Origin of the sequence: Saccharothrix coeruleofusca, assembly GCF_017876325.1 — a bacterium.
GTDB lineage: Bacteria > Actinomycetota > Actinomycetes > Mycobacteriales > Pseudonocardiaceae > Actinosynnema > Actinosynnema coeruleofuscum.
Map to the genome: position 1 here is coordinate 1,518,985 of NZ_JAGINV010000001.1, position 25,805 is coordinate 1,544,789.

The 25,805-nt window shown below is 73.8% G+C and carries 28 protein-coding genes; 22 read left to right on the forward strand and 6 right to left on the reverse strand.

The features are described 5' to 3' along the window. The first annotated feature begins 2 nt into the window (after positions 1 to 2). The 4 genes from JOF41_RS07205 (at position 3) to JOF41_RS07220 (ending at position 3,702) form a co-directional block, all read left to right on the forward strand. Positions 3 to 797: a carbohydrate ABC transporter permease gene (locus JOF41_RS07205; protein WP_189225938.1), complete on the forward strand. Its 795-nt coding sequence runs from the start codon at positions 3 to 5 to the stop codon at positions 795 to 797. A gap of 11 nt (positions 798 to 808) precedes the next feature. Next, positions 809 to 2,206 (forward strand): GH1 family beta-glucosidase, encoded by a 1,398-nt coding sequence (locus JOF41_RS07210; protein ID WP_189225939.1) that lies wholly within the window; start codon positions 809 to 811, stop codon positions 2,204 to 2,206. Continuing rightward, a complete protein-coding gene (locus JOF41_RS07215; protein ID WP_189225875.1) occupies positions 2,203 to 3,234 on the forward strand; it encodes a LacI family DNA-binding transcriptional regulator in 1,032 nt (343 codons plus the stop codon). The genes JOF41_RS07210 and JOF41_RS07215 overlap by 4 nt, the downstream gene beginning before the upstream one ends. Before the next feature lie 216 nt (positions 3,235 to 3,450). Next, on the forward strand, positions 3,451 to 3,702 hold the full coding sequence (locus JOF41_RS07220; protein ID WP_209617257.1) for a hypothetical protein: 252 nt from the start codon (positions 3,451 to 3,453) through the stop codon (positions 3,700 to 3,702). 60 nt (positions 3,703 to 3,762) lie between these two features. On the opposite strand, the gene JOF41_RS07225 is transcribed toward JOF41_RS07220, so the two are convergent. The 3 genes from JOF41_RS07225 to JOF41_RS07235 form a co-directional block, all read right to left on the reverse strand. Continuing rightward, a complete protein-coding gene (locus JOF41_RS07225; RefSeq protein ID WP_372448473.1) occupies positions 3,763 to 4,149 on the reverse strand; it encodes a LapA family protein in 387 nt (128 codons plus the stop codon). Positions 4,150 to 4,200: 51 nt separating this feature from the next. Continuing rightward, positions 4,201 to 6,915 carry an nSTAND1 domain-containing NTPase gene (locus tag JOF41_RS07230; protein WP_209617259.1) on the reverse strand — a complete coding sequence of 905 codons (2,715 nt, stop codon included), beginning with the start codon at positions 6,913 to 6,915 and terminating at the stop codon, positions 4,201 to 4,203. 316 nt (positions 6,916 to 7,231) lie between these two features. Further along, positions 7,232 to 8,404, reverse strand: coding sequence for an ROK family transcriptional regulator (locus tag JOF41_RS07235; protein WP_189225878.1), 1,173 nt, complete (start codon positions 8,402 to 8,404; stop codon positions 7,232 to 7,234). 62 nt (positions 8,405 to 8,466) lie between these two features. Between JOF41_RS07235 and xylA the strand changes: the two genes are divergently transcribed. From xylA to JOF41_RS07260, 5 genes are all read left to right on the forward strand, one after another. Further along, positions 8,467 to 9,606 (forward strand): xylose isomerase, encoded by a 1,140-nt coding sequence (gene xylA / locus JOF41_RS07240; RefSeq protein ID WP_189225879.1) that lies wholly within the window; start codon positions 8,467 to 8,469, stop codon positions 9,604 to 9,606. Next, positions 9,606 to 10,988, forward strand: coding sequence for a xylulokinase (gene xylB / locus JOF41_RS07245; protein WP_209617261.1), 1,383 nt, complete (start codon positions 9,606 to 9,608; stop codon positions 10,986 to 10,988). The genes xylA and xylB overlap by 1 nt, the downstream gene beginning before the upstream one ends. A gap of 78 nt (positions 10,989 to 11,066) precedes the next feature. Further along, positions 11,067 to 11,615, forward strand: a complete 549-nt coding sequence (locus JOF41_RS07250) for a hemerythrin domain-containing protein (RefSeq protein WP_189225881.1) — start codon at positions 11,067 to 11,069, stop codon at positions 11,613 to 11,615. Positions 11,616 to 11,698: 83 nt separating this feature from the next. Further along, positions 11,699 to 12,406 (forward strand): DUF6333 family protein, encoded by a 708-nt coding sequence (locus JOF41_RS07255; RefSeq protein ID WP_209617263.1) that lies wholly within the window; start codon positions 11,699 to 11,701, stop codon positions 12,404 to 12,406. Between the two features lie 68 nt (positions 12,407 to 12,474). After that, the gene (locus tag JOF41_RS07260; protein ID WP_189225883.1) at positions 12,475 to 13,470 is read left to right on the forward strand and encodes an NAD-dependent epimerase/dehydratase family protein; all 996 of its coding nucleotides are present in this window, start codon (positions 12,475 to 12,477) and stop codon (positions 13,468 to 13,470) included. Positions 13,471 to 13,512: 42 nt separating this feature from the next. Here JOF41_RS07260 and JOF41_RS07265 read toward each other — a convergent pair whose 3' ends face one another. Further along, on the reverse strand, positions 13,513 to 13,749 hold the full coding sequence (locus tag JOF41_RS07265; protein ID WP_189225884.1) for a DUF6480 family protein: 237 nt from the start codon (positions 13,747 to 13,749) through the stop codon (positions 13,513 to 13,515). A gap of 61 nt (positions 13,750 to 13,810) precedes the next feature. Here JOF41_RS07265 and JOF41_RS07270 point away from each other — a divergent pair, with 61 nt between their 5' ends. Genes JOF41_RS07270 through JOF41_RS07285 form a run of 4 tightly spaced genes read left to right on the forward strand, consistent with a single transcriptional unit; the run spans position 13,811 to position 15,909 of the window. Beyond that, on the forward strand, positions 13,811 to 14,398 hold the full coding sequence (locus tag JOF41_RS07270; protein ID WP_189225885.1) for a nucleotidyltransferase family protein: 588 nt from the start codon (positions 13,811 to 13,813) through the stop codon (positions 14,396 to 14,398). After that, positions 14,395 to 14,649, forward strand: coding sequence for a BON domain-containing protein (locus tag JOF41_RS07275; protein ID WP_189225886.1), 255 nt, complete (start codon positions 14,395 to 14,397; stop codon positions 14,647 to 14,649). The genes JOF41_RS07270 and JOF41_RS07275 overlap by 4 nt, the downstream gene beginning before the upstream one ends. Further along, on the forward strand, positions 14,646 to 15,377 hold the full coding sequence (locus JOF41_RS07280; protein WP_189225887.1) for a metallophosphoesterase family protein: 732 nt from the start codon (positions 14,646 to 14,648) through the stop codon (positions 15,375 to 15,377). Before JOF41_RS07275 ends, JOF41_RS07280 begins: the two co-directional genes overlap by 4 nt. Position 15,378: 1 nt before the next feature. Continuing rightward, complete coding sequence (locus JOF41_RS07285; protein WP_189225888.1) at positions 15,379 to 15,909, forward strand: hypothetical protein; 531 nt, start codon at positions 15,379 to 15,381, stop codon at positions 15,907 to 15,909. Between the two features lie 145 nt (positions 15,910 to 16,054). Here the strand turns inward: JOF41_RS07285 and JOF41_RS07290 are convergent, their stop codons facing one another. Beyond that, positions 16,055 to 16,573: an SRPBCC family protein gene (locus tag JOF41_RS07290; protein ID WP_189225889.1), complete on the reverse strand. Its 519-nt coding sequence runs from the start codon at positions 16,571 to 16,573 to the stop codon at positions 16,055 to 16,057. A gap of 166 nt (positions 16,574 to 16,739) precedes the next feature. Here JOF41_RS07290 and JOF41_RS07295 point away from each other — a divergent pair, with 166 nt between their 5' ends. From JOF41_RS07295 to JOF41_RS07335, 9 genes are read left to right on the forward strand one after another with little or no spacing between them, the layout of a single operon-like run. Further along, entirely contained in the window at positions 16,740 to 17,264 is a 525-nt protein-coding gene (locus tag JOF41_RS07295) for a D-glycero-alpha-D-manno-heptose-1,7-bisphosphate 7-phosphatase (RefSeq protein WP_209617265.1), read from the forward strand. After that, positions 17,261 to 18,253 carry a glycosyltransferase family 9 protein gene (locus JOF41_RS07300; protein WP_189225890.1) on the forward strand — a complete coding sequence of 331 codons (993 nt, stop codon included), beginning with the start codon at positions 17,261 to 17,263 and terminating at the stop codon, positions 18,251 to 18,253. The genes JOF41_RS07295 and JOF41_RS07300 overlap by 4 nt, the downstream gene beginning before the upstream one ends. Continuing rightward, complete coding sequence (locus JOF41_RS07305) at positions 18,250 to 19,146, forward strand: glycosyltransferase (protein ID WP_209617270.1); 897 nt, start codon at positions 18,250 to 18,252, stop codon at positions 19,144 to 19,146. The genes JOF41_RS07300 and JOF41_RS07305 overlap by 4 nt, the downstream gene beginning before the upstream one ends. Beyond that, entirely contained in the window at positions 19,143 to 20,366 is a 1,224-nt protein-coding gene (locus tag JOF41_RS07310; RefSeq protein WP_209617273.1) for a glycosyltransferase, read from the forward strand. Before JOF41_RS07305 ends, JOF41_RS07310 begins: the two co-directional genes overlap by 4 nt. Continuing rightward, on the forward strand, positions 20,363 to 20,944 hold the full coding sequence (locus tag JOF41_RS07315; RefSeq protein WP_189225893.1) for a D-sedoheptulose-7-phosphate isomerase: 582 nt from the start codon (positions 20,363 to 20,365) through the stop codon (positions 20,942 to 20,944). Before JOF41_RS07310 ends, JOF41_RS07315 begins: the two co-directional genes overlap by 4 nt. Further along, entirely contained in the window at positions 20,941 to 22,248 is a 1,308-nt protein-coding gene (gene rfaE2, locus JOF41_RS07320; RefSeq protein WP_189225894.1) for a D-glycero-beta-D-manno-heptose 1-phosphate adenylyltransferase, read from the forward strand. Before JOF41_RS07315 ends, rfaE2 begins: the two co-directional genes overlap by 4 nt. 1 nt (position 22,249) lies before the next feature. After that, complete coding sequence (locus tag JOF41_RS07325) at positions 22,250 to 22,939, forward strand: SDR family oxidoreductase (RefSeq protein ID WP_189225895.1); 690 nt, start codon at positions 22,250 to 22,252, stop codon at positions 22,937 to 22,939. Beyond that, positions 22,930 to 24,096: a cytochrome P450 gene (locus JOF41_RS07330; protein WP_209617276.1), complete on the forward strand. Its 1,167-nt coding sequence runs from the start codon at positions 22,930 to 22,932 to the stop codon at positions 24,094 to 24,096. The genes JOF41_RS07325 and JOF41_RS07330 overlap by 10 nt, the downstream gene beginning before the upstream one ends. Positions 24,097 to 24,126: 30 nt before the next feature. Next, on the forward strand, positions 24,127 to 24,624 hold the full coding sequence (locus JOF41_RS07335) for a DUF6328 family protein (RefSeq protein WP_189225897.1): 498 nt from the start codon (positions 24,127 to 24,129) through the stop codon (positions 24,622 to 24,624). A 430-nt stretch (positions 24,625 to 25,054) separates the two neighbouring features. Here JOF41_RS07335 and JOF41_RS07340 read toward each other — a convergent pair whose 3' ends face one another. Then, complete coding sequence (locus JOF41_RS07340) at positions 25,055 to 25,729, reverse strand: DUF6766 family protein (RefSeq protein ID WP_189225898.1); 675 nt, start codon at positions 25,727 to 25,729, stop codon at positions 25,055 to 25,057. Positions 25,730 to 25,805 lie beyond the last annotated feature (76 nt).

Consider the following 25,805-nt stretch of genomic DNA (forward strand, 5'->3'; position numbering starts at 1 on the left):
TGATGGTCTACGGACCGCTCATCGCCTTCATCCTCGGCTCGGCCTTCCCGTTCTACTGGTCCTTCCTGGTGGCCAGCCACGACGACGCCGAGTTCACCGCCAACCCGAGCCTGCTGCCCGGCGGCAACTTCTTCGTCAACGCAGGCCGGGTGCTCGACAGCATCCCGTTCTGGAAGGCCCTGGGCAACAGCATCATCGTCTCCGGGACGGTCACCGTCTCCGTGGTGGTGCTGTCCAGCCTGGCCGGCTTCGCCTTCGCCAAGCTGCGCTTCCGCGGGCGCGGGCCGCTGCTGGTGTTCGTGGTCGCCACCCTGGCCGTGCCGACCCAGCTGGGCATCGTCCCGCTGTACATGGCCATGGCCGAGTTCGGCTGGTCGGGAACCCTGGGCGCGGTCATCGTGCCCAACCTGGTCACCGCGTTCGGCGTGTTCTGGATGCGCCAGTACATCGCCGACGCCGTGCCCGACGAGCTGGTCGAGGCGGCCCGGATGGACGGGTGCAGCATGATCCGCACCTTCTGGCACGTGGGCCTGCCCGCCGTGCGGCCCGCCGCGGCGATGCTCGGCGTGTTCACGTTCATGACCTCCTGGAACGACTTCCTGTGGCCGCTGATCGTGCTCAACGCCGAGAACCCGACCATGCAGGTCGCCCTGGAGAAGCTGCAGAGCGGCTACTACGTCGACAACTCGCTCGTGCTCGCCGGAACCACGATGGCCACCGTTCCGGTTCTGATCGTCTTCCTCGTACTCGGGCGGCAGATCGTCGCCGGGATCATGCAGGGTGCTGTGAAGGGGTAGCTGTGGAGTCGATTTCCTTTCCCGAGGGCTTCGTCTGGGGGGCCGCGACAGCGGCCTTCCAGGTCGAGGGCGCGACCACCGCGGACGGTCGCACCGCGTCCATCTGGGACACGTTCTGCCAGATCCCCGGCGCGGTCGTCGGCGGCGACACCGGGGAACCCGCCGCCGACCACTACTACCGGGTGGACCAGGACGTCGCGCTGATGGCCGACCTCGGCCTGCACGCCTACCGGTTCTCCATCGCCTGGCCGCGGGTGCGCCCGGACGGCGGCGCGGTCAACCAGGCCGGTCTGGACTTCTACAGCAGGTTGGTGGACTCCCTGCTGGACAAGGGCATCGACCCGTGGGTCACGCTCTACCACTGGGACCTGCCGCAGGCGCTGGAGGACCGGGGCGGCTGGACCAACCGCGACACCGCCTACCGCTTCGCGGAGTACGCCGAGACCGTGGTGGGCGCGCTGGGCGACCGGGTGGTCAACTGGACCACGCTCAACGAGCCGTGGTGCTCGGCGTTCCTGGGCTACGCCTCGGGCGTGCACGCACCCGGCCGCCAGGAGCCCGAGGCCGCCGCCGCGGCCGTGCACCACCTGCTGCTGGGGCACGGCCTGGGCGTCGCGGCGATCCGCTCGGCGCGACCCGAGGCGCGCGTGGGCATCACGCTGAACATGTACCCGATCATCCCCGCCGACCCGGAGGACCCGGCCGACCTGGACGCGGCGCGGCGGCTGGACGGCCTGCAGAACCGGATCTTCCTGGACCCGCTGTTCAAGGCCGAGTACCCGGCCGACGTGGTGGCCGACCTGGAGCCCTTCGGCTTCAGCAAGCACATCCAGCCCGACGACCTGAGCGTCATCTCGGCGCCGCTGGACCAGTTGGGCGTCAACTACTACGCCGAGCACTTCGTCAGCGCCAAGCCCGCCGAGGCCCCGGCGGCCACCAACGGCAGGCGCCCGACCAGCTCGCCGTGGATCGGTGCCGAGCACGTCACCTTCCCCAGCCGGGGCCTGCCGCGCACCGACATGAACTGGGAGGTGCAGCCCGACGGGTTGTACAAGGTGCTGGTCCGGCTGCACGAGGAGTACCCCCGGTTGCCGCTCTACATCACCGAGAACGGCGCGGCGTACCGGGACGCGGTGGGCGAGGACGGCGGTGTGCACGACCCGGAGCGGTTGGACTACATCGACTCCCACCTGCGGGCGGCCCACGCCGCCATCCGGGCGGGCGTGGACTTGCGCGGTTACTTCGCGTGGTCGCTGATGGACAACTTCGAGTGGGCGGAGGGTTACGCCAAGCGGTTCGGCATCGTGCATGTCGACTACGAGACCCAGGTGCGTACACCTAAGATGAGCGCCATGTGGTACTCGAAGGTTGCGCGGGGCAACGCGCTGGCAGCGACGGCCGTCTCGTGACCGACGCCGTTGAGCCGCCCAGGGCACGCCGACCCAACACCCGGCTGGAGGAGGTCGCTCGTGCCGCCGGGGTGTCCAAGTCGACCGTGTCCAGGGTGATCAACGGCGAACCGTACGTCAGCTCCAGGGCGCGCGAGGCCGTTCACCAGGCCATCGTGGAACTGGGGTACAGCCCCAACCAGGCGGCCCGGACGCTCGCGGGCAGCCGGGCCAACTGCATCGCCCTGGTCGTCTCCGAGCAGGGCAGCCGGGTGCTCAACGACCCGTTCTTCGCGGGCGTGCTGCGCGGGGTGCACGCGGAGCTGGCGGGCAAGCGGGTCCAGCTCGTGCTCATGATGAGCAAGGAGGGCGACGAGCAGGACCTGGTCAACTACCTGTGCGGCGGGCACGTCGACGGCGTGCTGGTGGTCAGCCTGCACGGCCAGGACCCGCTGCCCCGCACGCTGGCCGACGCGGGCCTGCCCACCGTGGTGTGCGGCAGGCCCCTCGGCGCGGGCGGGGTGCCCTACGTGGACTCGGACAACTTCAACGGGGCCATGGAGGCCGCCCGCTACCTGATCTCGCGCGGGCACCGCAAGATCGCCACCATCGCCGGTCCTCGGGACATGGCGGTGGGCATGGACCGGCTCAGCGGCTGGAAGCGGGCGCTGAGCCAGGCCAGGCTGCCCGAGGACCTGGTGGCCTACGGCGACTACACCCCGGAGAGCGGGGCGGCGGCGATGGACGAGCTGCTGACCCGCGAGCCGGAGCTGGACGCGGTGTTCGTCGGCGCGGACATCATGGCCATGGGCGCCCTGCAGTCGCTGCACGCCCACGGCAAGCGGGTGCCGCAGGACGTGGCCGTGGTGGGCTTCGACGACCTGATGATCGCCTCGACGGCGGTGCCGCCGCTGACCACGATCCGGCAGGACGTGGAGCAGTTGGGCCGCACCATGACCTGGCGGCTGATGGCGGAGCTGGCGGGCGAGGAGAACCTGCCGCCGTTCCTGCTGCTGCCGACCTCGTTGGTGCACCGCGCGAGCGCGTGAGTTCCGTTCACAGATCACTCGAACGGGCTAGAGCGTAGGTCTTTACAGTGCGGTTTCGGTGTCGTTAACGTCCTCTGCAGAGTTCTGGGAGCGCTCCCAGAATTCGGGTGGCGCAGCCGCGGGGGCCGCGCCACCCGAGCCGGACCAGGGGGGAGGCGTTCCTTTCGCCCACCGCCTCCTCCCACCCGCCGCCCGACCGCGCGAAGGAGCGCCGTTATGGCACCGCGACTGACCACCGCGTCGGCGGTGCCCAGGCTGCCCGGCGGGCAGGCGGAGCGCGTCCTCGGCGGCGGAGCGCACCGGGGCGAGGCGCCCACCGGCGCTTCGCCCCCCACGATCGACGAGGGTGGACAACCCGCCACCGGGACCGGTGGCGCGGCGGGATTCAATTCCCCGGCGAGCTGGCAGGGCAGCATCGTCGACCCCACCGCGCCCACCGCGGGCGGCGCGAGCCGCCCACCGGGGTAGGGCGGGCCCTCGTTCGGCCCGGTGGCGCGGCAGCCGGCAACTGCCGCGCCACCGGGGTCTTCACCCTCGCGGGGCGTGCTTGGCCTGGCGGCGCAGCTGCAGGATGCGCGCGGCCCCGACCAGCGCCACCACCGCGGCCCCGGCGATCGCGGCGAACAGCAGCGCCACGCCCAGCGGCAGAGCGGCCGAGCCGCCCAGGAAGTTGACCGTCACACCCGCCAGGTTCTGCAGGATGAACACCAGCAGGAAGGTCAGCACGAAGATCGCGATCACCACGGCGACCCAGGTGCCGCTGGTGCGCGTGGGCCGCGGCCGGTGCTGCTGCGGCGGCGGAGGAGTCGCGTCGAGCGGACCGCCGACCGGTGACGGCACCGCGGGCGTCGGCGAGGTCGCCGGGTCCTCCACCGGCACCGGCCGGGTGAGGTCGTCATCACGGGGAGTGGTCACCCTGGGGATTATCGGCCGGTCGCCGGGCCCCCGCCACCCGGTGCCACCCGGTCAGCCGCAGGGCGGCTGGTACTCCACGTCGCCGAAGTAGAACCGCCAGTCGTCGCGACTGATCGGCGACCGCGCGGCGGCGGCGCACATCTGGCCTGCCGCCAGGTCGAAGTCGAACTCCCACAGCCGGGTCGTGCCGTCGTTCCTGAGGGTGACCACCTGGCTGCGGGTGCCGAACGACACCGACAGCACGCCCTCGGTGCGCCCGCTGATCTTGGCCACGGCACGGGGGGCGGGGCGGTCGGCCAGGTCCCACAACCGCACCGTGCCGTCCCTGCCCGCGCTGGCCAGCGCCGTCCCGTCGGCGCGGAAGCCCAGCGCCAGCACGTTCTCCCGGTGCCCGTCCAGCTGCGCCAGCCGCTTCGGCGCCCAGCCGTTGGTGGTGTCCCACAACCGGATCGCCCCGCCGGGCCCGCCCACGGCCAGTGTCCGGCGGTCCGCCGACAGCGCCGCCGCCCGCACGTCGCCGCCGTCGGGCAGCAGCCCGAGTTGCTTGGGCACGCGCGGGTCGGTCACGTCCCACAGCCGCACCGCGCCGTGCGCGTCGACGGTCACCAGCGTCCTGCCGTCCGAGCTGAACTCCAGCCGCGCGACCCGCCCGCCGTGGTCGGGCAGAGCGGCCAGCGGCCGCGGTGAGCGCAGGTCGGAGGTGTCCCACAGGGTCACCTCCACGCCGTCCGCGGTGACCAGCAGGCGGCCGTCGGTGGGCGCGAGGACCAGGTGCGACACCGGGTCGGGGAAGGTGTGCGCGACCACCGGCGAGCGCGCCTCGGTGAGGTCCCAGACCCGCCCCCGGTGCGCCTCCGCCGTGGTCGCGAACGCCTCGTTCGACGGTGTCGCCACGAAGGAGGTCACCGAGTTCGCGGGCGAGGTCAGGCGGCCCAGCGCGCGGTAGGTGGTGTCGTCGGGGACCTCGGGGACGCGCGCGGTGGGCAGCCGCGTGCCGTCCGGGTTGCTCTGGCCGGGGGAGCGCTGCTCGCGGCTGATCACGTCCCTGGACATGGCCGCGTGCGCGCTGAGCACGCCGTCGCGCAGGTCCTCGGTGCCGCTGAGCCGGTGCGCGGCCAGGAACAGCTGGTTGGCCAGGTTCTGGTCGGTGCCCAGCTTGCTCTGGGCCTCGTAGGCCACGTACCGCGCCACCGAGCTGTTGCGCTGCTCGACCACCGCCCGCTGGGACCGGACCGCCAGCGTCGTCGCGCCCGCCGCGAGCACCAGCAGCGCCAGCAGCAGCGCGACCAGCTGGCGCAGCCTGCGGGTGCGCCGGTGGGCCAGCGCCCGCTCCCGGTCGCGCGCGGCCAGGCTGGCGTCGAGGAAGTCCCGCTCCCTGGTGCTGGTGCGGGCGCCGGAGCGCTGGGTCCACTCCACCGCGGTGTCCAGCCGGGTGCCCCGGTACAGCGCGTCCGGGTCGCGCCCCAGCGACTCCCAGGTGGCCGCCGCCTCGCTGAGCTGCCGCATGGTGCGCAGGCCGTCGCGGTCCTCGGCCAGCCAGCCGCGCAGCCGCGGCCACGACCGGATCAGCGCCTCGTGGGCGATCTCCACGCCGTCGCGGTCCAGGGTCAGCAGCCGGGCGTGCGCCAGCCGGTCCAGCACCACGTCCACGTCCACGTCGGCGTCCAGCTCACCGCGCGGCAGCCTGCGCTTGGTGTCCTCGGTGCCGTCGCCCAGCGCGGTCAGCCGCAGGAACACCTGCCTGGCCAGCACCCGCTGCTGCTTCTCCAGCGAGGTGTAGGTGCGCTCGGCGGTCTGCGCGATGGCGTGCTGCACCCCGCCCGCCGCCTCGTAGCCCGCCAGCGTCAGCGTGGTGCCGCGCCGCCTGCGCCAGGTCTCCAGCAGGGCGTGCGACAGCAGCGGCAGCACGCCCGCCTGCCCGGTCGCGTCCGCGACCAGCCGCGAGACCAGCGCGGTCTCCACCGTGCACGACGCCTTCACCGCGGGCCGCATGATCGCCTGGCGCAGCTCCTCCGGTCCCATCGGGCCGAGCAGCAGCTGGCCGTCGGCCAGCGCGTCCACCAGGGCCGGGTGCTGCCCGCAGTGGCCGTAGAAGTCGGCCCGCACGCCCAGCACCACCCGGAACGGGGCGGCCAGCAGGGCCTCGACGAACGCGGCCCGGCGCCCGGCGTCCGGGCACAGCGTGAAGACCTCCTCGAACTGGTCCACGATGACCAGGTCGGCCGCCTGGTCCAGGGCGTCGGGGTCGACGCCGAGCGCGGAGGGGGTGGTGACCACCGCGGTGCCCTCGAAGCGCGGCACCAGGCCCGCGCGCAGCAGCGAGGACTTGCCCGCGCCGGAAGCGCCGAAGACCGCGACGAAGCGCCGGGCGCGCACCTTGGCCAGCAGGTCCTCCAGGAACCGGTCGCGCCCGAAGAACCACTCGGCGTCCTCGACGCGGAACGCGGCCAGGCCCGCGTAGGGCGGCTGCGCCTCCTCCGGCGCGGGCTCGGGGGAGGGCAGCACCTCGGCGGCGACCCGGTGCCAGCGGTCCTCCCACTCGGCCACGTCGCCCTCGCAGGCGCGCACGTAGGCCAGGGTGACCGCCAGGCTGGGCAGCTTGCGCCCGCCCGCGGCGTCGGACAGGGTGGTGGCCGAGTAGTGCGCCCGCGCGCCGAGCTGGCGGTAGCTGTGGCCGCCCGCCTTGTCGCGCAGCGACCTCAGGTCCGCGGCGAACCTGAGCAGGGGGCTGTCGCCGACGTCCAGCGGTCGCTCGCCACGCGGCATCGGTCGACCCCCTCGCAGGTTTCCCACCAGCGCGGGCACCTTACCCGCTGGGAACGCGCAGGTGAACGCTCGCCGCCCGCTGACCACGCGGAGCTGCTCACACTTCCTGCGGATGGGTGACAGGGTTGTCCTTCGCACGGGTGACCCACGGCCCCCGCCTTCCGCGAACCGGGCACTCGGACACCGCCAACCGAGCGTTCAAGCACCGCCAACCGAGCGTTCGCGCACCACGAGCCGCGCGCTCGGTGCGCCGGGTGGTAGTTACCGGCCTGTCCTGGGCGGTCGGGTAGTACTTGCTGACGTGTGGAGCGGGGGGTCAGGCCAGTACGGAGGCCACGTAGGGGTCCGGGTCGGCCAGGATCGCCCGGACCGCCCCGCCCGCCGCGCCCCGCACCGCCGCCTCGGCCCCCAGCGACGAGGCCACCACCCGCACCGGTGCCCACTCCGCGCTCATCACCCGGTTGGCCAGCTCCGCCTCCAGCGGCTCGCGCAGCCACGGCTCCAGCCGCGCGTACGTCCCGCCCAGCACCACCGTGGGCAGGTCCAGCAGGTTCACCGCCGCGGACAGCGCCACCCCCAGCCACTTCGCCGCCGAGCGCACCGCCATCAGCGCCGTGCGGTCGCCCGCCGCCAGCCGGGTCAGCAGCTCCTCCGGCCCCGACACGCCCGCCGCGCGCACCATCTCGTCCTGGCCCGCCAGCCGCTCCAGGCACCCCCGCGACCCGCACGGGCAGCGCGGTCCGCGCGGGTCCACCGGCAGGTGGCCGATCTCGCCGCCGAACCCGGACACGCCCTCGAACAGCTGGGCGTCCACCACGATGCCCGCGCCGATGCCGATCTCGCCGGAGACGTGCACGAAGTCCGCCGCGCCGTCGCCGTGCCACAGCTCGGCCAGCGCGGCCAGGTTCGCCTCGTTGCCCACCAGCACCGGCACGTCCAGCCCGATCCGGCGGTCCAGCTCCCCGCGCACGTCCACCTCGCGCCAGCCCAGGTTCGGCGCCACCCGCAGCGTCCCGCTGGCCGACTCCACCAGGCCGGGCACCGCCACCCCCAGGCCGCCGATGGGCACCTCCTCGCGCACCGCCGTGCGCACCGCGGTGGCCACCTTGGCCAGCACCCGGCCGGGCGAGGACGCCCGGTTGTCGCTGGGCCGCAGCCAGCGCTTGCGCACCCGACCGGTGAGGTCGACCAGGCAGGTGGCGATGTAGTCCACGCCGATCTCCACGCCGAGGCCGTGCGGGCCGGAGGGGGACAGGTGCAGCGCGGTGCCGCGCCTGCCGGGGCCGGGGCGGGCCTGCGCCTCGCCCTCCACGACCAGCCCGGCGCCGATCATCCGGTCGACCAGGCTGGAGACGGTGGCCTTGGTCAGGCCGGTGCGGGCGGCCACGGCGGCGCGGGAGGAGCCGGGGCCCGCGGCGATGGCGTCGAGGACGAGGGCGGAGTTGTGCCTGCGCACGGTGTGCTGGCTCGCGGGCTGCGGTCTGGACACCCGCTGGATACTAGCGGCTGGATGAGATAAGTTTAGGCATCAAACTTATTGGAGGTGTCACCGTGGACAAGTTCAGCTTCGGTCTGTGGACCGTCGGTTGGCAGGGGCGCGACCCGTTCGGCGATGCGACCCGGCCCGAGCTCGAGGCGCCCGTGGCGGTGCGCAAGCTCGCCGAACTGGGCGCGTGGGGCATCACCTTCCACGACGACGACCTGATCCCCTTCGGCGCGAGCGCGGCGGAGCGGGACCGGCGGCTGGCCGCGTTCCGCGCGGCGCTGGACGAGACCGGCCTCGTCGTGCCGATGGTGACCACGAACCTGTTCAACCACCCGGTGTTCAAGGACGGCGGCTTCACCAGCAACGACCGCTCGGTTCGCCGGTTCGCGCTGCGCAAGGTGCTGCGCAACCTGGAGCTGGCGGCCGAGCTGGGCGCCGAGACCATCGTGCTGTGGGGTGGCCGCGAAGGCTCGGAGACCGACGCGGGCAAGGACGTGCGGGCCGCGCTGGAGCGCTACCGCGAGGCGCTGGACACCGTCGCGCAGTACTCGCAGGACCAGGGCTACGGGCTGCGCTTCGCCCTGGAGCCCAAGCCGAACGAGCCGCGCGGCGACATCCTGCTGCCCACCATCGGCCACGCGCTCGGGTTCATCTCCACCCTGCAGCACCACGAGCTGTTCGGCGTCAACCCCGAGGTCGGCCACGAGCAGATGGCGGGCCTGAACTTCGTGCACGGCATCGCCCAGGCCCTGTACCAGGGCAAGCTCTTCCACATCGACCTCAACGGCCAGAAGGGTCCGCGCTACGACCAGGACCTGGTGTTCGGCCACGGCGACCTGCTGTCCGCCTTCTTCCTGGTCGACCTGCTGGAGCACGGCGGCTACGAGGGCCCGCGGCACTTCGACTACAAGCCGCTGCGCACCGAGGACATCGACGGCGTGTGGGACAGCGCGGCGGCCAACATGCGCACCTACAAGATCCTGCGCGAGCGGGCGACCGCGTTCCGGGCCGACCCGGAGGTGCAGGAGGCGCTGCGCTACAGCGGTCTGGAGGAGCTGGCCCAGCCGACCCTCTCGGCCGGCGAGTCCATCGAGGACTTCCTGAAGGCCGACGCGGACTTCGACCCGCAGAAGGCGGGCGAGCGCGGCTTCGGCTTCGTGCGCCTGTCGCAGCTGGCCCTGGAGCACCTGCTGGGCGCCCGCTGATGGCCCTCGTCGCGGGCGTCGACTCGTCCACCCAGTCGTGCAAGGTGGTCGTGCGCGACGCCGAGACCGGCGCGCTGGTGCGGGAGGGGCGTGCACCCCACCCGGCGGGTACCGAGGTCCACCCCGACGCGTGGTGGGACGCCTTGCAGGAGGCGGTCTCGCAGGCGGGCGGGTTGGCCGACGTCGAGGCGGTTTCCGTTGCCGCGCAACAGCACGGCATGGTCTGCCTGGACGACCGCGGCGAGGTGGTGCGGCCCGCGCTGCTGTGGAACGACACGCGCTCGGCGGGCGCGGCCGCCGAGCTGATCGGCGAGCTGGGCGGTCCGCAGGCGTGGGCCGAGGCGATCGGCAGCGTCCCGGTCGCCTCGCTGACGGTGACCAAGCTGCGGTGGCTGGCGCGCAACGAGCCGAAGTCGGTCGCCCGCACGGCCGCGGTGTGCCTGCCGCACGACTGGCTCACCTGGAAGCTGGCGGGCGGCGGGCTCGACGCGCTGGTCACCGACCGCAGCGACGCCAGCGGGACCGGCTACTGGTCCCCGTCCACAGAGGACTACCGGCCGGACCTGCTCGAGCTGGCGATGGGCAAGGTCCCGCTGCTGCCTCGGGTGGTCGGTCCCGCCGAGCTGACCGCGGGGCGCTACGGCGCGGGCGCGGGCGACAACGCGGCGGCGGCGCTGGGCGTGCAGATCCAGCCCGGTGACGTGGTGGTGTCGGTCGGCACGTCCGGCACCGCCTTCGCCCGGTCCGCGTCCGCGGTCGCCGACGGCACCGGGATCGTGAACGGGTTCGCCGACGCGGAGGGCACCTACCTGCCGCTGGTGTGCACCCTCAACGCCTCCCGCGTGCTCGACGCGACCGCGGCCATGCTCGGCGTGGACCTGGCCGAGCTGTCCAGGTTGGCGCTGTCCGCCCCGGCGGGCGCGGGCGGCCTGGCGCTGGTGCCCTACCTGGAGGGCGAGCGCACGCCGAACAAGCCGGACTCGACCGGCGCGCTGCACGGCCTGCGGCTGGACACCGCCACCCCCGCGCACCTGGCGCGGGCGGCGGTGGAAGGCCTGCTGTGCAGCCTGGCCGACGCGATCGACGCGCTGGTCGCCGCGGGCACCCCGCTGCGCCGGGTGCTGCTCATCGGCGGCGGCGCGCGATCCGAGGCGGTGCGGCGGATCGCGCCCGCCGTGTTCGGCTGCCAGGTGGTCGTGCCCGCGGCGGGGGAGTACGTCGCCGACGGCGCGGCCAGGCAGGCGGCGTGGGCGGTGAGCGGGGCCGACGCCCCGCCGCTGTGGAGCTCGCTGACGTCCGAGGTCTTCGAGGCCGAGGCGACGCCGCACGTGCGCGAGCGCTATGCGGCGGCCAGGGAGCTCACGGTCGCCCGGCCCAGTTGACCCCGTGGGGGACGGCGGCTCGTCGGGGGTAGCCGTCCCCCGCGGATTCACCGCGGGCCCGCTGGGTAACCGGCCCGCATGAGCGAACAAGAAGACGTCATCGAGCTCCTGGTCCGCCAGCACGGCGAGATCCGGGACCTGTTCACCAAGGTCGAGACGGCTTCCGGCGCGGACCGGAACGAGGCGTTCCGCGACCTGGTCCGGCTGCTGGCGGTGCACGAGACGGCCGAGGAGGAGATCGTCCACCCGGCCGCCCGGCGCGGCGAGGGCGGCGACGCGGTCGTGGACGCGCGCGTGGCCGAGGAGCGGCGGGCCAAGGAGCTGCTGGTCACCCTGGACAAGATCGGCCCCGAGGCGGAGGGCTTCGACACGCTGCTGGTCCAGCTGCGCGAGGACGTGCTGGCGCACGCCGAGCACGAGGAGCGCGAGGAGTTCCCCCGGCTGCGCCAGGAGTACGACGGCGACCGGTTGCGCGCGCTGGCCAAGGCCGTGCGGGCCGCGGAGGCCGTCGCGCCGACCCGCCCCCACCCCGGAGTGGAGTCCCCGGCCGCGAACTTCCTGCTCGGGCCGCCGACCGCGCTGATGGACCGGGCCCGCGACCTCATCCGCTCCGCGCTCAACCGCTAGCCGCGCTCGGGGAAGCGGGAGCGGGGGGAGTGCGGTCGGCGACAGCCCCGGACCAGGGCATCGGCTCTGGCTACTGTGGCGGCGTGATCGACGACCAGGAAGTCAACGGCTACGGCAACTCCACCATCGCCGTCGTCCTCCCCCCGTTCCACCCCCGCTCGCGCAGCTCTCCCGCCAACTTCGCCCCGCACGACCCGGCGCGCGCACGAGCCTTCGCGCAGTCCTTCCCGACGGTCGAAGCCGTCCTGGAGGAGCTGCCGCTCACCAACGCCATCCCCAGGTCGCCGTGGACGCGGACCGACCTGGACGTCGTCCTCGTCGGGTGCTGGGGCGGCGTCACCGCCGTCTGCGACTTCGCTCTCGTCGACGACGGCCTCGACGGCACCACCCTGTGGGACGTGACCAGCACCCTGGCCCAACGCCACCCCGAAGCCAGGGTCGTGGGGTCGGCCCACGTCGACCGCGGGGCGACACACGAGGAGACCGCCGTCCACCTGCCCGGCGGGCTGACGCTGCACACCGAGGGCTGGTCCCTCGCCGACGAGTGCTACGTCGACGGTGACCCGCACGCCATCGCGCGCGAACTCGGCCTCAGCGCCGAAGCGCTCGCCGAGGCAGGCATCGACCTCGACGAGGAGCCCTTGGGCGTTCCCTGGGAGCACTTCGGCCGCCAACTGCTCGATCCGCACGACCCGTGGGGCTTCGCCGAACTCCGGATGTCCGCCTTCCGCGTCCGCCACACCGAGAAGGCCACGTACCACATGGAGGAGATCTGGCTGGGCGGCGATTAGTCGGACGCCCGGCACCTCGGCCCAGCGCGCTGGTTGCGCGCGGCACACCTTTGGGTAGTCCGGTGGTCATGAGGATCGTCGTCACCGGCGCCAGCGGCAACGTGGGCACGGCACTGCTGCGCAGGTTCGCCCAAGAGCCCGAGGTCCGGGTGCACGGCGTCTCCCGCCGCACCCCGCAGGACCCGCCCGCCGACTGGACCCCGGTCGACCTCGGCCGCGAGGGCGCCGAAGAGGTGCTGGAGGGGGTGCTGCGCGGCGCGGACGCGCTGGTCCACCTGGCCTGGCGCATCCAGCCCTCCCACGACGAGACGGCCCTGTACCGGGCGAACGTGGCGGGCAGCGACCGCGTGTTCAACGCGGCGGTGCGGGCGGGCGTGCCGCACCTGGTGCACATGTCGTCGGTCGGCGCGTACTCGCCCGCCTCCAAGCAGCGCCCGGTCGACGAGAGCTGGCCCACCGACGGCGTGTCGAGCTCGTACTACAGCAGGCACAAGGCCGCCGTGGAGCGGCTGCTCGACCGGGTGGCGCGGGAGAACCCGTCGCTGCTGGTCAGCCGGGTGCGCCCGGCGCTGATCCTGCAACCGGACGCGGCGGCCGAGATCAAGCGCTACTTCCTGGGCGGCCTGGTGCCCTCGGCGCTGTTCCGGACCCGGCTGCCCCTGCTGCCCCTGCCCAAGTCGCTGGTCCTGCAGTTCGTGCACGCCGAGGACGTGGCCGACGCGGTCGCGCGGGTGGTGCTGGGCAGGGTTCCCGGCGCGGTCAACCTGGCCGCCGACCCGGTGCTGACGCCGCGGGCGCTGGCCGAGGTCATGCGGGCGCGGCACGTGCCGATCCCGCCGAGGGCGCTGCGCCTGGCCGCGAAGGTGTCGTGGCGGCTGCGCCTGCAGCCCACCTCGCCGGGCTGGGTGGACCTGGCGCTGACCACGCCGCTGCTGGACACCACCAGGGCGCGGGAGGTGCTGGGCTGGACCCCGCGCCACGACGCCCGCGACGTGGTGCGCGACCTGCTCACCGGACTGGGGGAGCGGCGCGGGGTGCCCGGCCAGCCGCCGCTGCGCCCCTGAGGTCCGCGTCCCCAGGGTCCGCGCCCCGAGGTCCCGAGTGGACTAGAAGACCTTGCTCCAGCTCATCACCTCGGCCACCACGAACGCCAGCACCAGCAGGGTCAGCACCGCCACCAGCACCAGGGTGATCATCGGCCCGCGTCGCGACGGCATGGGCTGCGGGTGGGACAGGCCCGAGGTCTGGGCCGCGTCGGGCGGGGTGTCGCCGGGGGTGACGCCGCCACCGGGTTCGAGGCCGGGGGTGCGTGCGGGGTCGGGGTCGGGCGGGGTCGCGGTCATGCGCGCCGGGTACCCGTCGCCACCCGTGTGAACCTCACGCCGCTTGGGTAATCAGGACGCCATGAGCGGCCTACAAGACGAGTTGCTGCGCACGTTGACCAAGGTGGCCAAGACCCTGCGCGCCGAAGGCATCCCGTTCGCGTTGGCGGGTGGGTGCGCGGTGTACGCGCGAGGTGGGCCCGCCACAGCTCACGACGCGGACATCCTGGTCCGCGAGGAGGATGCCAAACCCGCGGTGCGGGCGCTGGTGGCCGCCGGGATGCGCGCGGCCGAACCCCCGGAGGACTGGCTGCTCAAGGTCTACGACGGCGACCTGCTGGTGGACCTGCTCTACCGGCCCAACGAGATCCCGGTGACCGACGAGACGCTGGCCCGCGCCGAGGAGCTGGCGGTCGGCTCGGTGGTGCTGCCGGTGATGCCCGCGACCGAGGTGATGATCAGCAAGCTGCTCGTGCTCGACGGGCACCGCTGCGACTTCAGCGTGCTGCTGCCCTTCGCGCGCGCCCTGCGCGAGCAGATCGACTGGGACAAGGTGCGCGAGGCCACCGCCGACTCGCCCTACGCCGAGGCGTTCCTGCTGCTGGTCGAGCGCCTGAACCTGGTGGAGCCGAAGCTGACGCGGGACCTGGCGGAGAGGAGTGCGTCATGAGCACCGACCCGGAGCAGTACCTGGCCGCCAGGCTGCGGCGGGCGCTGGCCGAGGACCCGCGCACCACCGAGCTCGGGGTGCGCGTCACCGTGCGGGGCGACCACGTCCTGCTCTCCGGTGACGTGGCCAGCGCCGAGCGGCGGGCCGAACTGGAAGCGGTGATCCACGACATCGCGCCGGAGCTGACCGTGCTGGACGACGTGCAGGTCGTCCCGGTGGGCGAGCCCGGCGGGCGGGAGGAGTTGCGATGATCCGCATCGCCGCCGTGGGCGACGTGCACCTGGGCGAGGACGCGCGCGGGCGGATGAGGCCCGCGCTGGAGAAGCTCGACGAGCACGCCGACGTGCTGCTGCTCGCGGGCGACCTGACCCGGCACGGCACCCTCGACGAGGCGCAGGTGGTCGCCGACGAGTTCAGCGGCCTGCCGGTGCCGGTGGTCGCCGTGCTGGGCAACCACGACCACCACGACGACAAGCCCGACGAGATCACCAAGCTGCTGCGCGACGCGGGCATCAGCGTGCTGGAGGGCGAGACCGCGACCTTCGACGTGGACGGCCGCACGCTGGGCGTGGCCGGGGTCAAGGGCTTCGGCGGCGGCTTCGCGGGCAAGTGCGGCAGCGCCTTCGGCGAGCCGGAGATGAAGGCGTTCATCCGCCACACCTGCGACATCGCCGAACGGCTCCAGGGCGCGCTGGCCTCGCTGGACACCGACGTCAAGGTGGCGCTGACGCACTACGCCCCGGTGCCGGACACGCTGCGCGGCGAGCCGCCGGAGATCTACCCGTTCCTCGGTTCCTACCTGCTGGGCGAGGCGATCGACGCCACCGGCACCCACCTGGCGGTGCACGGGCACGCCCACTTCGGCACCGAGCACGGCATGACCCCCGGCGGAGTCCGGGTGCGCAACGTCGCGCAGCCCATCATCCGGTCCGCGTACACGGTGTACTGCGTGGAGCCCTCAGTCGTGGAGGTGGTGTGACGTGGAAGAAGCTCGCAGCGCTGGACCGTCGGTGGTGTCCACCGGCCCGGCCGACGCGCCCGTCGTGGTGGTGCTCGACCCGGCCGGTGTGGCCATCCACGGCGAGTTGCCCGCCACGTGGCGCCCGCTGACCGACCACCTGCACGTCACCTGGTGCAGGCTGCCCGCCGCCGACGAGTCCTGGTCGGAGGTCGAACGGGTGTTCGACGACTGCGCCCAGCGCGGTGTGCCGGTGCACCTGGTCGCGGGTGCGGCGGCAGGCGCGCGGGTGGGCGAGCTGGCCACCAAGTACGACGGCACGATCCGGTCGGTGCAGACCTTCGCCGCGCCGATCCCGCTGGGGCACCCGGAGGTGGTGCTGGAGGTGCTGCGCGAACTGCTGGGCCACGGCGTCGACGCGGGCGTCGACCCCGGTGCCCAGCCGGTGCCGGGGATGGAGCCGGAGAACCGGTCGAGTTCCCTCCTCGGTGACGCCGCGTCAGCACTGCGCCAGTCCGTCAGGGGATTGTTCGACCGCCTGCGCGATGGGTGATCCGCTCGCGAGCAGCCCGCACAGCGAAAGGGCCGCGGAGAACGTTCTCCGCGGCCCTTTCGTTCGTTCCCGGCCACTTTGTTCCAGGCCACCGGGAATGGGCACGAAAAAGCGGCCCCTGGGGGGCCGCTTCCTCGAATGGGTGTCAGACGATCCGGTCACCCGGCAGTCCGCCATCGGGCAGGTCGGTGCGGGTCTCACCCGCCTGCGGCGGGCGGGCGACGTCACCGCGCCACGCGCCGGTCTCCGCGCCGCGGTGCTCGATGAACTCCTTGAACCGCTCCAGGTCGCCCTTGACGCGGTGCTCCACCACGCCCAGCGCGGCGCCCGCCTTCTCGGTCAGCGTCTGCGGGTCGTACTCCATCTGCACGTGAACCCGCGTGTGCCGGTCGTCGAGCCGGTGGAACGTCACCACGCCGCCCTGCGGCGGGCCGTCGACGCTGTGCCACGCCACTCGCTCGTCCGGGTGCTGCTCGGTGATCTCCGCGTCGAACTCCCTGGTCACACCGCCGATCTTGGTGACCCAGTGGGTCCTGGTGTCGGTGACCTGGGTGATCTGCTCGACGCCTTCCATGAAGTGCGGGAACGACTCGAACTGGGTCCACTGGTTGTAGGCCGTCGTGACCGGGACCTCCACGTCCACGGACTTCTCGATGGTCGTCACTGTGCAACCTTCCTTCGGATTGTCGTGCGTTCTTCGGTTACCCGTCGGGCGGGCGCTCACACCTCCGGAGTCGCGCCGCCCGCCGTCGCGGCCCACACACGGGTGACTGTGAGTAGCGTTTCTCCGAGAAGTGTTTGTCCACCGGCTGACGGGCTAACTCTCCTCTGTGGACCACATCGAAGGGCTGCCCGACGCCGTGCTGTTCGACCGGGACGGCACGCTCATCCGCGACGTTCCGTACAACGGCGACCCGGCGTTGGTGGAGCCCGTGCCGGGGGCGCGCGAGGTGCTCGACGAGCTCCGCTCGCAGGGGGTTCCCCTCGGTGTGGTGAGCAATCAGTCCGGCATCGGACGGGGGACATTGACACACGAACGGGTGGCGGCGGTGAACGCGCGCGTCGAGCGGCTGCTCGGTCGCTTCGACACCTGGCAGATCTGCCCGCACCGGCCCGAGGACCACTGCCCGTGCCGCAAGCCCAAGCCGGGGCTGGTGCTCGCGGCCTGCGCGGCGCTGGGCGTGCGCCCGGAGCGCACCCTGCTCGTCGGCGACATCGAGGCGGACGTGGAGGCGGCGCGCTCGGCGGGGGCGTTCCCCGTCCTGGTGCCCACCGAGGTCACCCTGGTCGAAGAGGTCCGACGCGCCCCGCACGTCGCGTCGGACCTGCGCTCGGCGCTGGCGGTGGTGCTGTGAGGACGCTCGTGGCCCGGCTGGACAGCGACGGCGACGTGCTGCTGGCGGGCCCCGCGATCCGCGCCGCCGCGACGGCGGGCGAGGTGGTGCTGCTGTGCGGCCCAGCGGGCGCGCAAGCCGCCGAACTGCTGCCCGGTGTCACGCGCGTGGTGCGGTGGGCGTGCCCGTGGATCGCGAACCCGGCCCCCGACGTCCGCGGAGCCGACATCGACGGGCTGGTGGCGCTGCTCAAGGGGCTCCGGGTCGACGTGGCGCTGGTCCTCACCTCCTTCCACCAGAGCCCGCTGCCGCTGGCGCTGCTGCTGCGCCTGGCGGGCGTGCCCAGGATCGTCGCCCGCTCCGTGGACTATCCCGGCTCGCTGCTGGACGTGCGGCTGCGCGAGGACCCGGACGTGCCCGAAGCCGAGCGGGCGCTGGAGGTGGCCGTGGCCGCCGGGTTCGAGCTGCCCCCCGGCGACGACGGGCGGCTGGCCGTGCTGCCGCCGCCGGAGCCCGCCCAGGTCGGACCGTACGTCGTGCTGCACCCCGGCGCCTCCGTGCCCGCGCGGGCCTGGTCGCCGCGGCGGTGCGCCGAGGCGGTCGTGGCGCTCACCGAGGCCGGGCACCGCGTGCTGGTCACCGGCGGCCCCTCGGAGACCGCGCTGACCGCAGAGGTCGCGGGCGCGCACGGCGTCGACCTCGGCGGGAGGACCACCTTCGCGGAGCTGGCCGGGCTGCTCGCCCGCGCCGACGCGGTGGTGGTCGGCAACACCGGCCCCGCGCACCTCGCGGCGGCCGTGGGAACACCCGTCGTCTCGCTGTTCGCGCCCGTCGTGCCCGCCGCCCGCTGGGCGCCGCACGGCAGGCACGTGCTGCTGGGCGACCAGGACGCGCCGTGCCGGGGAACCCGCGCACGGGACTGCCCGGTGGCGGGGCACCCCTGCCTGGACCGGGTGAGCGCACGGGATGTGGTGGCCGCGGTGACCGAGCTGGTGGGAGTACGGGCATGAGAGTCCTGTTGTGGCACGTGCACGGTTCGTGGACGAACGCGTTCGTCCGGGGCGGGCACGAGTACCTGCTGCCCGCCTCACCGGAGGGCGGCGACTGGGGCAGGGGGCTGGCGGGGCGGAACTGGCCCGCCGCGCGCGAGGTGCCGCTGGACTCCCTGTCCGATGTGGACGCCGACGTGGTGGTGCTGCAACGGCCGCAGGAGGCCGAGCGCGTGTCCGGTGTCCCGGCTGTCTACCTGGAGCACAACACCCCCAAGCACCCCGGTCAGCGGCACCCGCTGGCCGACTGGCCCGGCATCATCGTGCACGTCACGCACTTCAACCAGCTGATGTGGGACTGCGGCACCACCCGGACCGAGGTGATCGAGCATGGCGTGGTCGACCCCGGCCCGCTCTACACCGGCGAGCTGGCCCGCGCCGCCGTCGTGGTGAACGAGCCGGTCCGCCGCGGCCGGGTGGTGGGCACCGACCTGCTGCCGCGCTTCGCCGAGGTGGCCCCGCTGGACGTCTACGGCATGGGCACCGAGCGGCTGGGGGAGATGGGCCGGGGCGACCACGGCATGGACGCCCTGCACGCCGAGCTCGCGCGCAGACGGCTCTACCTGCACCCGGTGCGGTGGACCTCGCTCGGGCTGTCGCTGCTGGAGGCGATGCACCTCGGGATGCCCGTGGTGGCGCTGGCGTGCACGGAGGTGGTGCGGGCGGTGCCGCCGGAGGCGGGCGTGGTGTCCACGCGGGTGGAGGACCTCGTGCGCGGTGTGGCCGAGCTGGTGGCCGACCCGGAACTGGCGCGGCAGAAGGGCAAGCAGGCCAGGGAGTTCGCCTTGGCGCACTACGGGCTGGACGCGTTCCTGCGGAACTGGGAGCGGTTGTTGGCGGAGGTGAGCGGATGAGGATCGCGATGGTGTCGGAGCACGCCAGCCCCCTTGCGGCGCTGGGGGAGGTCGACTCCGGTGGGCAGAACGTCCACGTGGCGGCGCTGTCGGCCGGGCTGGGCGCGCTGGGCCACGAGGTGACGGTCTACACCCGTCGCGACGATCCGGACCTGCCCGAGCGGGTGCGCGTGGACGAGGGCTACGAGGTGGTGCACGTGCCCGCCGGGCCACCCGAGCGGGTGGCCAAGGACGAGCTGCTGCCGCACATGGGCGACTTCGCCCGCTTCCTGGCCCGGCAGTGGGCCGTGGAGCGGCCGGACGTGGTGCACGCGCACTTCTGGATGTCCGGCCTGGCCGCGGTGCTGGGCGCGCGCGGAGTGGGCGCGCCGGTGGTGCAGACCTACCACGCGCTGGGCGTGGTCAAGCGGCGCCACCAGGGCGAGCGGGACACCAGCCCGCCCGAGCGGGTCGGCATCGAGCGCATGGTCGGCCGCGAGGTCGCCCGGATCGCCGCCACCTGCGGGGACGAGGTGTTCGAGCTGATGCGCATGGGGCTGCCGAGGGCGCGGATCTCGGTGGTGCCGTGCGGGGTCGACCCCGTGCTGTTCCAGCCCGAAGGTCCGGCCGAGACCCGCACCCTGCCGCACCGCGTCGTCACGGTGGGCAGGCTCGTGCGCCGCAAGGGCTTCGAGGACCTGATCAGCGCGCTGCGCTCGCTGCCGGACACCGAGCTGGTCATCGCGGGCGGCCCGCCCGCCGACCGGCTCGCCGAAGATCCGGAGGCGCGGCGGCTGCGCGCCTACGCCGCCGAGCTGGGCCTGTCCGACCGGGTGCGGCTGGTGGGCCAGGTCGCCCGCCCCGCCGTGCCCTCGCTGCTGCGCTCGGCCGACGTGGTGGCGTGCGTGCCCTGGTACGAGCCGTTCGGCATCGTGCCGCTGGAGGCGATGGCCTGCGGGGTCCCGGTGGTGGCCTCGGCGGTGGGCGGGCTGACCGACACCGTCGTGGACGGCGTGACCGGCCTGCTGGTGCCGCCGCGCGACCCGGCCGCGCTGGCGCGCTCGCTGCGGTCGCTGCTGGCCGACGACGCCCGCCGGGACGCCTACGGCGTCGCGGGCGCGGACCGCGTCCAGGCCCGCTACACCTGGGACCGGATCGCGGAGGACACCGAGCGCGTCTACCAGCGCGCGGGCGCGCAGCTGGGGCGTCGAGCGGGCGTGGCGGCGGGGAGCGCGCGATGAGCGCCGAGCTGCGCGACCACTACGACGGCCTGGCCGAGTCGCTGACCGGCCTGCGCTCCCAGTCCCCGCGCATCACCCGGTGGGGTGGCGTGCTGGCGCAGCGGCTGACCGCGGGCGGCAGGCTGCTGGCCGCGGGCAACGGCGGCTCCGCCGCCGAGGCGCAGCACCTGACCGCCGAGCTGGTCGGCCGCTTCCGCGACGACCGGCAGCCGTTCTCGGCCATCGCGCTGTGCGCGGAGACCTCCAGCGTCACCGCGATCGGCAACGACTACGGCTACGACCACGTCTTCGCCCGCCAGGTCACCGCGCACGCCCGGCCCGGTGACGTGGTGGTGCTGCTGTCCACCAGCGGGCGCAGCCGCAACCTGATCGAGGCCGCCCGCGCGGGTCGCCAGGCGGGCGCGCTGGTGTGGGCGATGACCGGCCCCGCGCCCAACCCGCTGGCCGAGGCCGCCGACGACGCGCTGGTGCTGCCCGGCCGCTCGGCCAACGTGCAGGAGGCCCAGCTGGTGGCCGTGCACGTGCTGTGCAAGGCGTTCGAGGCGGCGCTGCCCGCGGCGGACCGGAGGGTGTCGTGAGACTCGTCGTCGTGGGCGACTCGCTGCTGGACGTGGACGTGGAGGGCAACGCGGACCGGCTGTGCCCGGACGCCCCCGCGCCGGTGCTGGAGGTCGAGGCGGAGCACGCGCGCCCCGGCGGGGCCGCGCTGGCCGCCGCGCTGGCCCACGCCGACGGCTTGGAGGTGACGCTGGTCAGCGCCATCGCCGAGGACGCCGACGGGGAACGGCTGCGGGAGCGGCTGGCGGACGTCAAGGGGGTCTACGGGCCCTCGCCCGTGCCGACCCCGGTGAAGACGCGGCTGCGCAGCGGCGGCCACTCGCTGGCCCGCGTCGACCGCGGCGGCGGACCGGGGGCGCCCTCGGCCACCGACGAGATGCTCGACGCGGTGCGCGGCGCGGATTTCGTGCTGGTCTCCGACTACGGGCGCGGGCTCGTGCGGGACCGGCGGCTGCGCACCGCGCTGCGGGACAAGCCGCTGGTGTGGGATCCGCACCCGCGCGGCCCGGCCCCGGTGGCGGGGGCCCGGCTGGTCACCCCGAACAAGTCCGAGGCCACGGGGCTGAGCGGGTGCGAGCACCCCGCCGACGCCGCCGAGGCGCTGCGCGAGCGGTGGTCCGCGCGGGCGGTGGTGGTCACGCTCGGCGCCGAAGGTGCGCTGCTGGCGGGCGGCGGCGCGATGACGGCGGTGCCCGCGCCGCGCATCCCCGTGGTGGACCCGTGCGGGGCGGGGGACCGGTTCGCGGTCACCGCCGCCGCCCGGCTGATGGCGGGCGCGGCCACCGATGACGCGGTGACCGACGCGGTGCTCTCGGCCGCGGAGTTCCTGCTGCGCGGTGGCGCGGGCGGGTTCGCCGCACGCGCCGAAGCGGCCGAGCGATTGTCCACAGTGGACGCGGTGCGGGCGCGTGGTGGGACCGTGGTGGCCACCGGGGGGTGCTTCGACCTGCTGCACGCGGGCCACGTCCGCACCCTGGAAGCCGCCCGAGCGCTGGGCGACTGCCTGGTGGTGTGCCTGAACTCCGACCGGTCCGTGCGGCGGCTCAAGGGCCCGGACCGGCCGATCACCCGCGAGTCGGACCGGGTGGAGGTGCTGCGGGCGCTGGCCTGCGTGGACGAGGTCGTGGTCTTCGAGGAGGACACCCCGGAGCGGGTGCTGGACCGGCTGCGGCCGGACATCTGGGTCAAGGGCGGCGACTACCGGGCCGGGTCGCTGCCCGAAGCGGAGCTGGTGCGCCGCTGGGGCGGTCGCACCGTCGTCGTGCCCTACCACCGGGGTCGGTCCACGACCAGGTTGGCGGACGCGTTGTCGAGGAGGGGTTGACGTGGGTCAGGAACTGGGCCAGGTGCTGGTGACCGGAGGCGCGTCCGGGCTGGGCGCGGCGGTGGTCAGCGCCGTGCGGGCCAGGGGCGGCGTGCCGCTGGTGCTGGACAAGGCCGCGCCGTCCTCGGACGAGGTGGCCGACTTCGAATCGGTCGACCTGTCCGACACCCGCGCCGCGGAGCGCGCCGTGCGGGCCGTCGCCGAGCGCAACGGCGGCCTGCGGGCGGTGGTCACCGCCGCGGGCATCGACGCCTGCGGTCCGCTGGACAAGGTCCCCGCCACCGACTGGGAGCGGGTGGTGATGGTCAACCTGTTCGGCACCGCCGCGGTCGTGCGGGCCGCCCTGCCCTACCTGGACGGCGGGCGCGTGGTGACCATCGCGTCCACCCTCGGGCTGCGCGCGGTCGGCGACGCCACCGCGTACTGCGCCTCGAAGTTCGGCGTGGTCGGCTTCACCCGCGCGCTGGCCGCTGAGACGGCGGGCCGGGTGGGCGTGACGCTGGTGATCCCCGGCGGCATGAAGACGCGGTTCTTCGACGACCGCGACGAGCAGTACAAGCCCGCCGACGACAGCAAGCTCAACCCGCCGGAGCGGGTGGCGGACGCGATCCTGTTCGCCATCGGCCAACCCGCCGGGTGCGAGGTGCGCGAGCTGGTCGTCGCGCACGCCGAGGAGGGCTCGTGGCCGTAGCCTCCCGCGCGGACACCGCTCGGGTGTTCGCGCGAGTCCTGCTGCCAACCCTGGCCAAGGGCGTCATCCTGCGCCGACCGGGCGTCGTAGCGGCGGCGGAGAAGCTGCGGCTCGACGGCTCCGCGGTGCGGACGGTGCGGAGGATGCGCGAGCGCTACGGCCCCGAGCCGCTGCGGTTGCGTGTCACCGGGCGCAGCTTCGCGCTGCTGCTCGACCCGGCGGACGTGCGGCGCCTGCTGGACCAGTCGCCCGAGCCGTTCGCCTTGGCCACCAAGGAGAAGCGGGCCGCGCTCGGCCACTTCCAGCCGCACGGCGTGCTGGCCTCCCGCGGCGCGGCCCGCGAACGGCGACGGGAGTTCAACGAGCAGGCGCTGCGCCCGGACCGGCGCTGCGTCGACGTGGTGCGCGACGAGGTCGACCTGCTCGTGCGGCACGCGGCCAGCACCGGCGTGCTGGACTGGGACTCGTTCGCCCAGGCGTGGTGGCGGGCGGTGCGCCGGATCGTGCTCGGCGACGCGGCGCGCCAGGACCAGGCGCTGACCGACGACCTGGCGAAGCTGCGCGCCGCGGCGAACTGGGCCTACCTGCGGCCCCGGCGGGAGGCGCTGCGGCGCGACGTGGAGCGGCGGCTGGCCCGGCACCTGGAGCGCAACGCCGACGCCCTCGCGCCACCGGAGATGGTCGGCCAGGTGCCGCACTGGCTGTTCGCCTTCGACGCGGCGGGCATCGCCACCATGCGGGCGCTGGCCGTCGGCGGCTCGGACCGGTGGGCGGTGCTGGAGTCGGTCCGGCTGTGGCCGACCACCCCGGTGATCCTGCGGGAGAGCACCATCGCCACCCGGTGGCACGGCAGCTGGCTGCCGGAGGGCACCACCTTCGTCGTGTTCACCCCGTACTTCCACCGGGACGCCACCCGGCTGCCGTTCGCCGACCGGTTCGCGCCGGAGGTCTGGCGCGAGGGCACCACCGACCCGGCGCTGGTGCCGTTCAGCGGCGGTCCCGGCGTGTGCCCCGGCCGCGACCTGGTGCTGGAGACGGCGGGGGAGGCGCTGGCGGTGCTGCGCTCCCAACTGGAGTTCGGGCCACCGCTGCGGGAGCCGCTGCCGCCGACGTTGAACCACTTCGGGCTGCGGTTCCCGGTGCACCGCAGCGGGTGATTTCCCCCGGTCGGGGGTACTTTGAGCGGCGTGAGCCGTCCGGAGGAGTCGCATCAGCGCAGGTTGGCCCGCAACCTGGGCGAACTGCTGCAGGAGTTGCGGGTCGCCCAGGCGGGTGTGCAGATCCTCTTCGGCTTCCTGCTGTCCATCGCGTTCACCGAGCGCTACGCGTCGACCGACCTGTACGTCCGCGCGACGCACCTGATCACGATCCTGTTCGCGGCCTGCTCGATAGCGCTGCTGACCGCCCCCGCCGCCTGGCACCGCATCCTGTTCCGGCGGGGGCGGCGCGAGGACATCATCGCGGTGGCCAACCGCTTCGCGGTGGTGGGGATGGGCGCCCTGGCCGTCGCGATGACCGGGACCATCCTGCTGCTGGGCGAGGTCATCATCGGCGGCTGGGTGGCGATCACGCTCGGCGCGCTGGCCGCGGTCCTGTTCGGCACGCTGTGGTTCCTGATGCCATGGCGGGAACGCGACCGCGACCCCGACCCCGAGGACACCGACGACGACGAGCAGTACGACTGACCCACCCCGCGAGTCGAACACTCAGGTACCGCGAGTCGAACGCTCAGGACCCCTGAGTTCTACGTTCGGGTTGGGTTATCCGGCAAAGCGCGCTCGCCGCGCGGCAGGTCGCCAAGGACGGCGCTCGCGGGCACCCCGCTGCGCGCGCCCCGCGCGCCCCCCTGGTGCGTCGGCAAGTACCACCCGAGGCCGTCGCAAGTGCCGGTAACTACTACCCGAGGCGGGGAAGCGAGGGCGGGAGTGCGCGGAAGCGCCGGTCAGGGCGCGAAAGTGGGGGTCGGGGTGCGCGAATGTTGAGTTCAGGGTGTCTGGGCGTTCGACTCGCGGGGGCGACACGCCCGACATGCCCATGGTCGGGTGACACCGGGGGCGGGCGTGGTCGTCCTGAGCGTTGAACTCGGGGGTGCTGAGCGTTCGACTCGCGGGGCGGTCAGCCTGCTTCGTCGGTGGTGTCGTGCGGAGTGCCGACCGGTTTGGACTCGGGGGAGCCGCGCTGGCGCAGGTAGACGCTGAGCACCGCCATCGAGCCGATGGCCAGGAACTCCGACTGCCAGTTCTGCAGCGAGCGGTTCCAGAAGTCGGCGGACAGCACGTACTCGCCCCACGAGACCGGGTCCTGGAAGTCCACCAGGCGCTCGTTGTTGTACGCGCTGCGCCCCGCCACGGACTGGGTGAACCACGAGGCCAGGAACAGCACCAGCATCGCCAGGCCCAACGAGTTCGAGTACAGCGCGGTGCGCCACCCGCCCGCCCGCGCCCACGGCGGTGAGCCCGCTGTCGCGTGCGCGCCGAGCGACTGCTCCTCGTCGGACTCCGCGCCCAGGCGCCGGGCGGGCTTGGACTCCGGCGAACCGCGCTGCATCAGCCACACCGTGGCGAAGATGAACAGGAAGAACTGCAGGTACTCCGACTGCCAGTTCTCCGCCACGTCCACGGCGAACTCCGACGAGGTCACGTACTGCCACAGGCCGATCGTGTCCCCGCCGTCGGTCAACCGCCGGTCGTTGAGCACGCTGTTGCCCGAGAACGCCTGCCCCACCAGGGAAACCAGGAAGATCGAGCCGAACGCCAGGCCCAACCCGTTGTCGCGCAGGAACCTCCTCACAGTCCCATCCCTCCGACGACCGCGAAGCAGACCAGCAGCACGAGCACGCCCAGCAGGTAGGCGTAGAACATCCCCC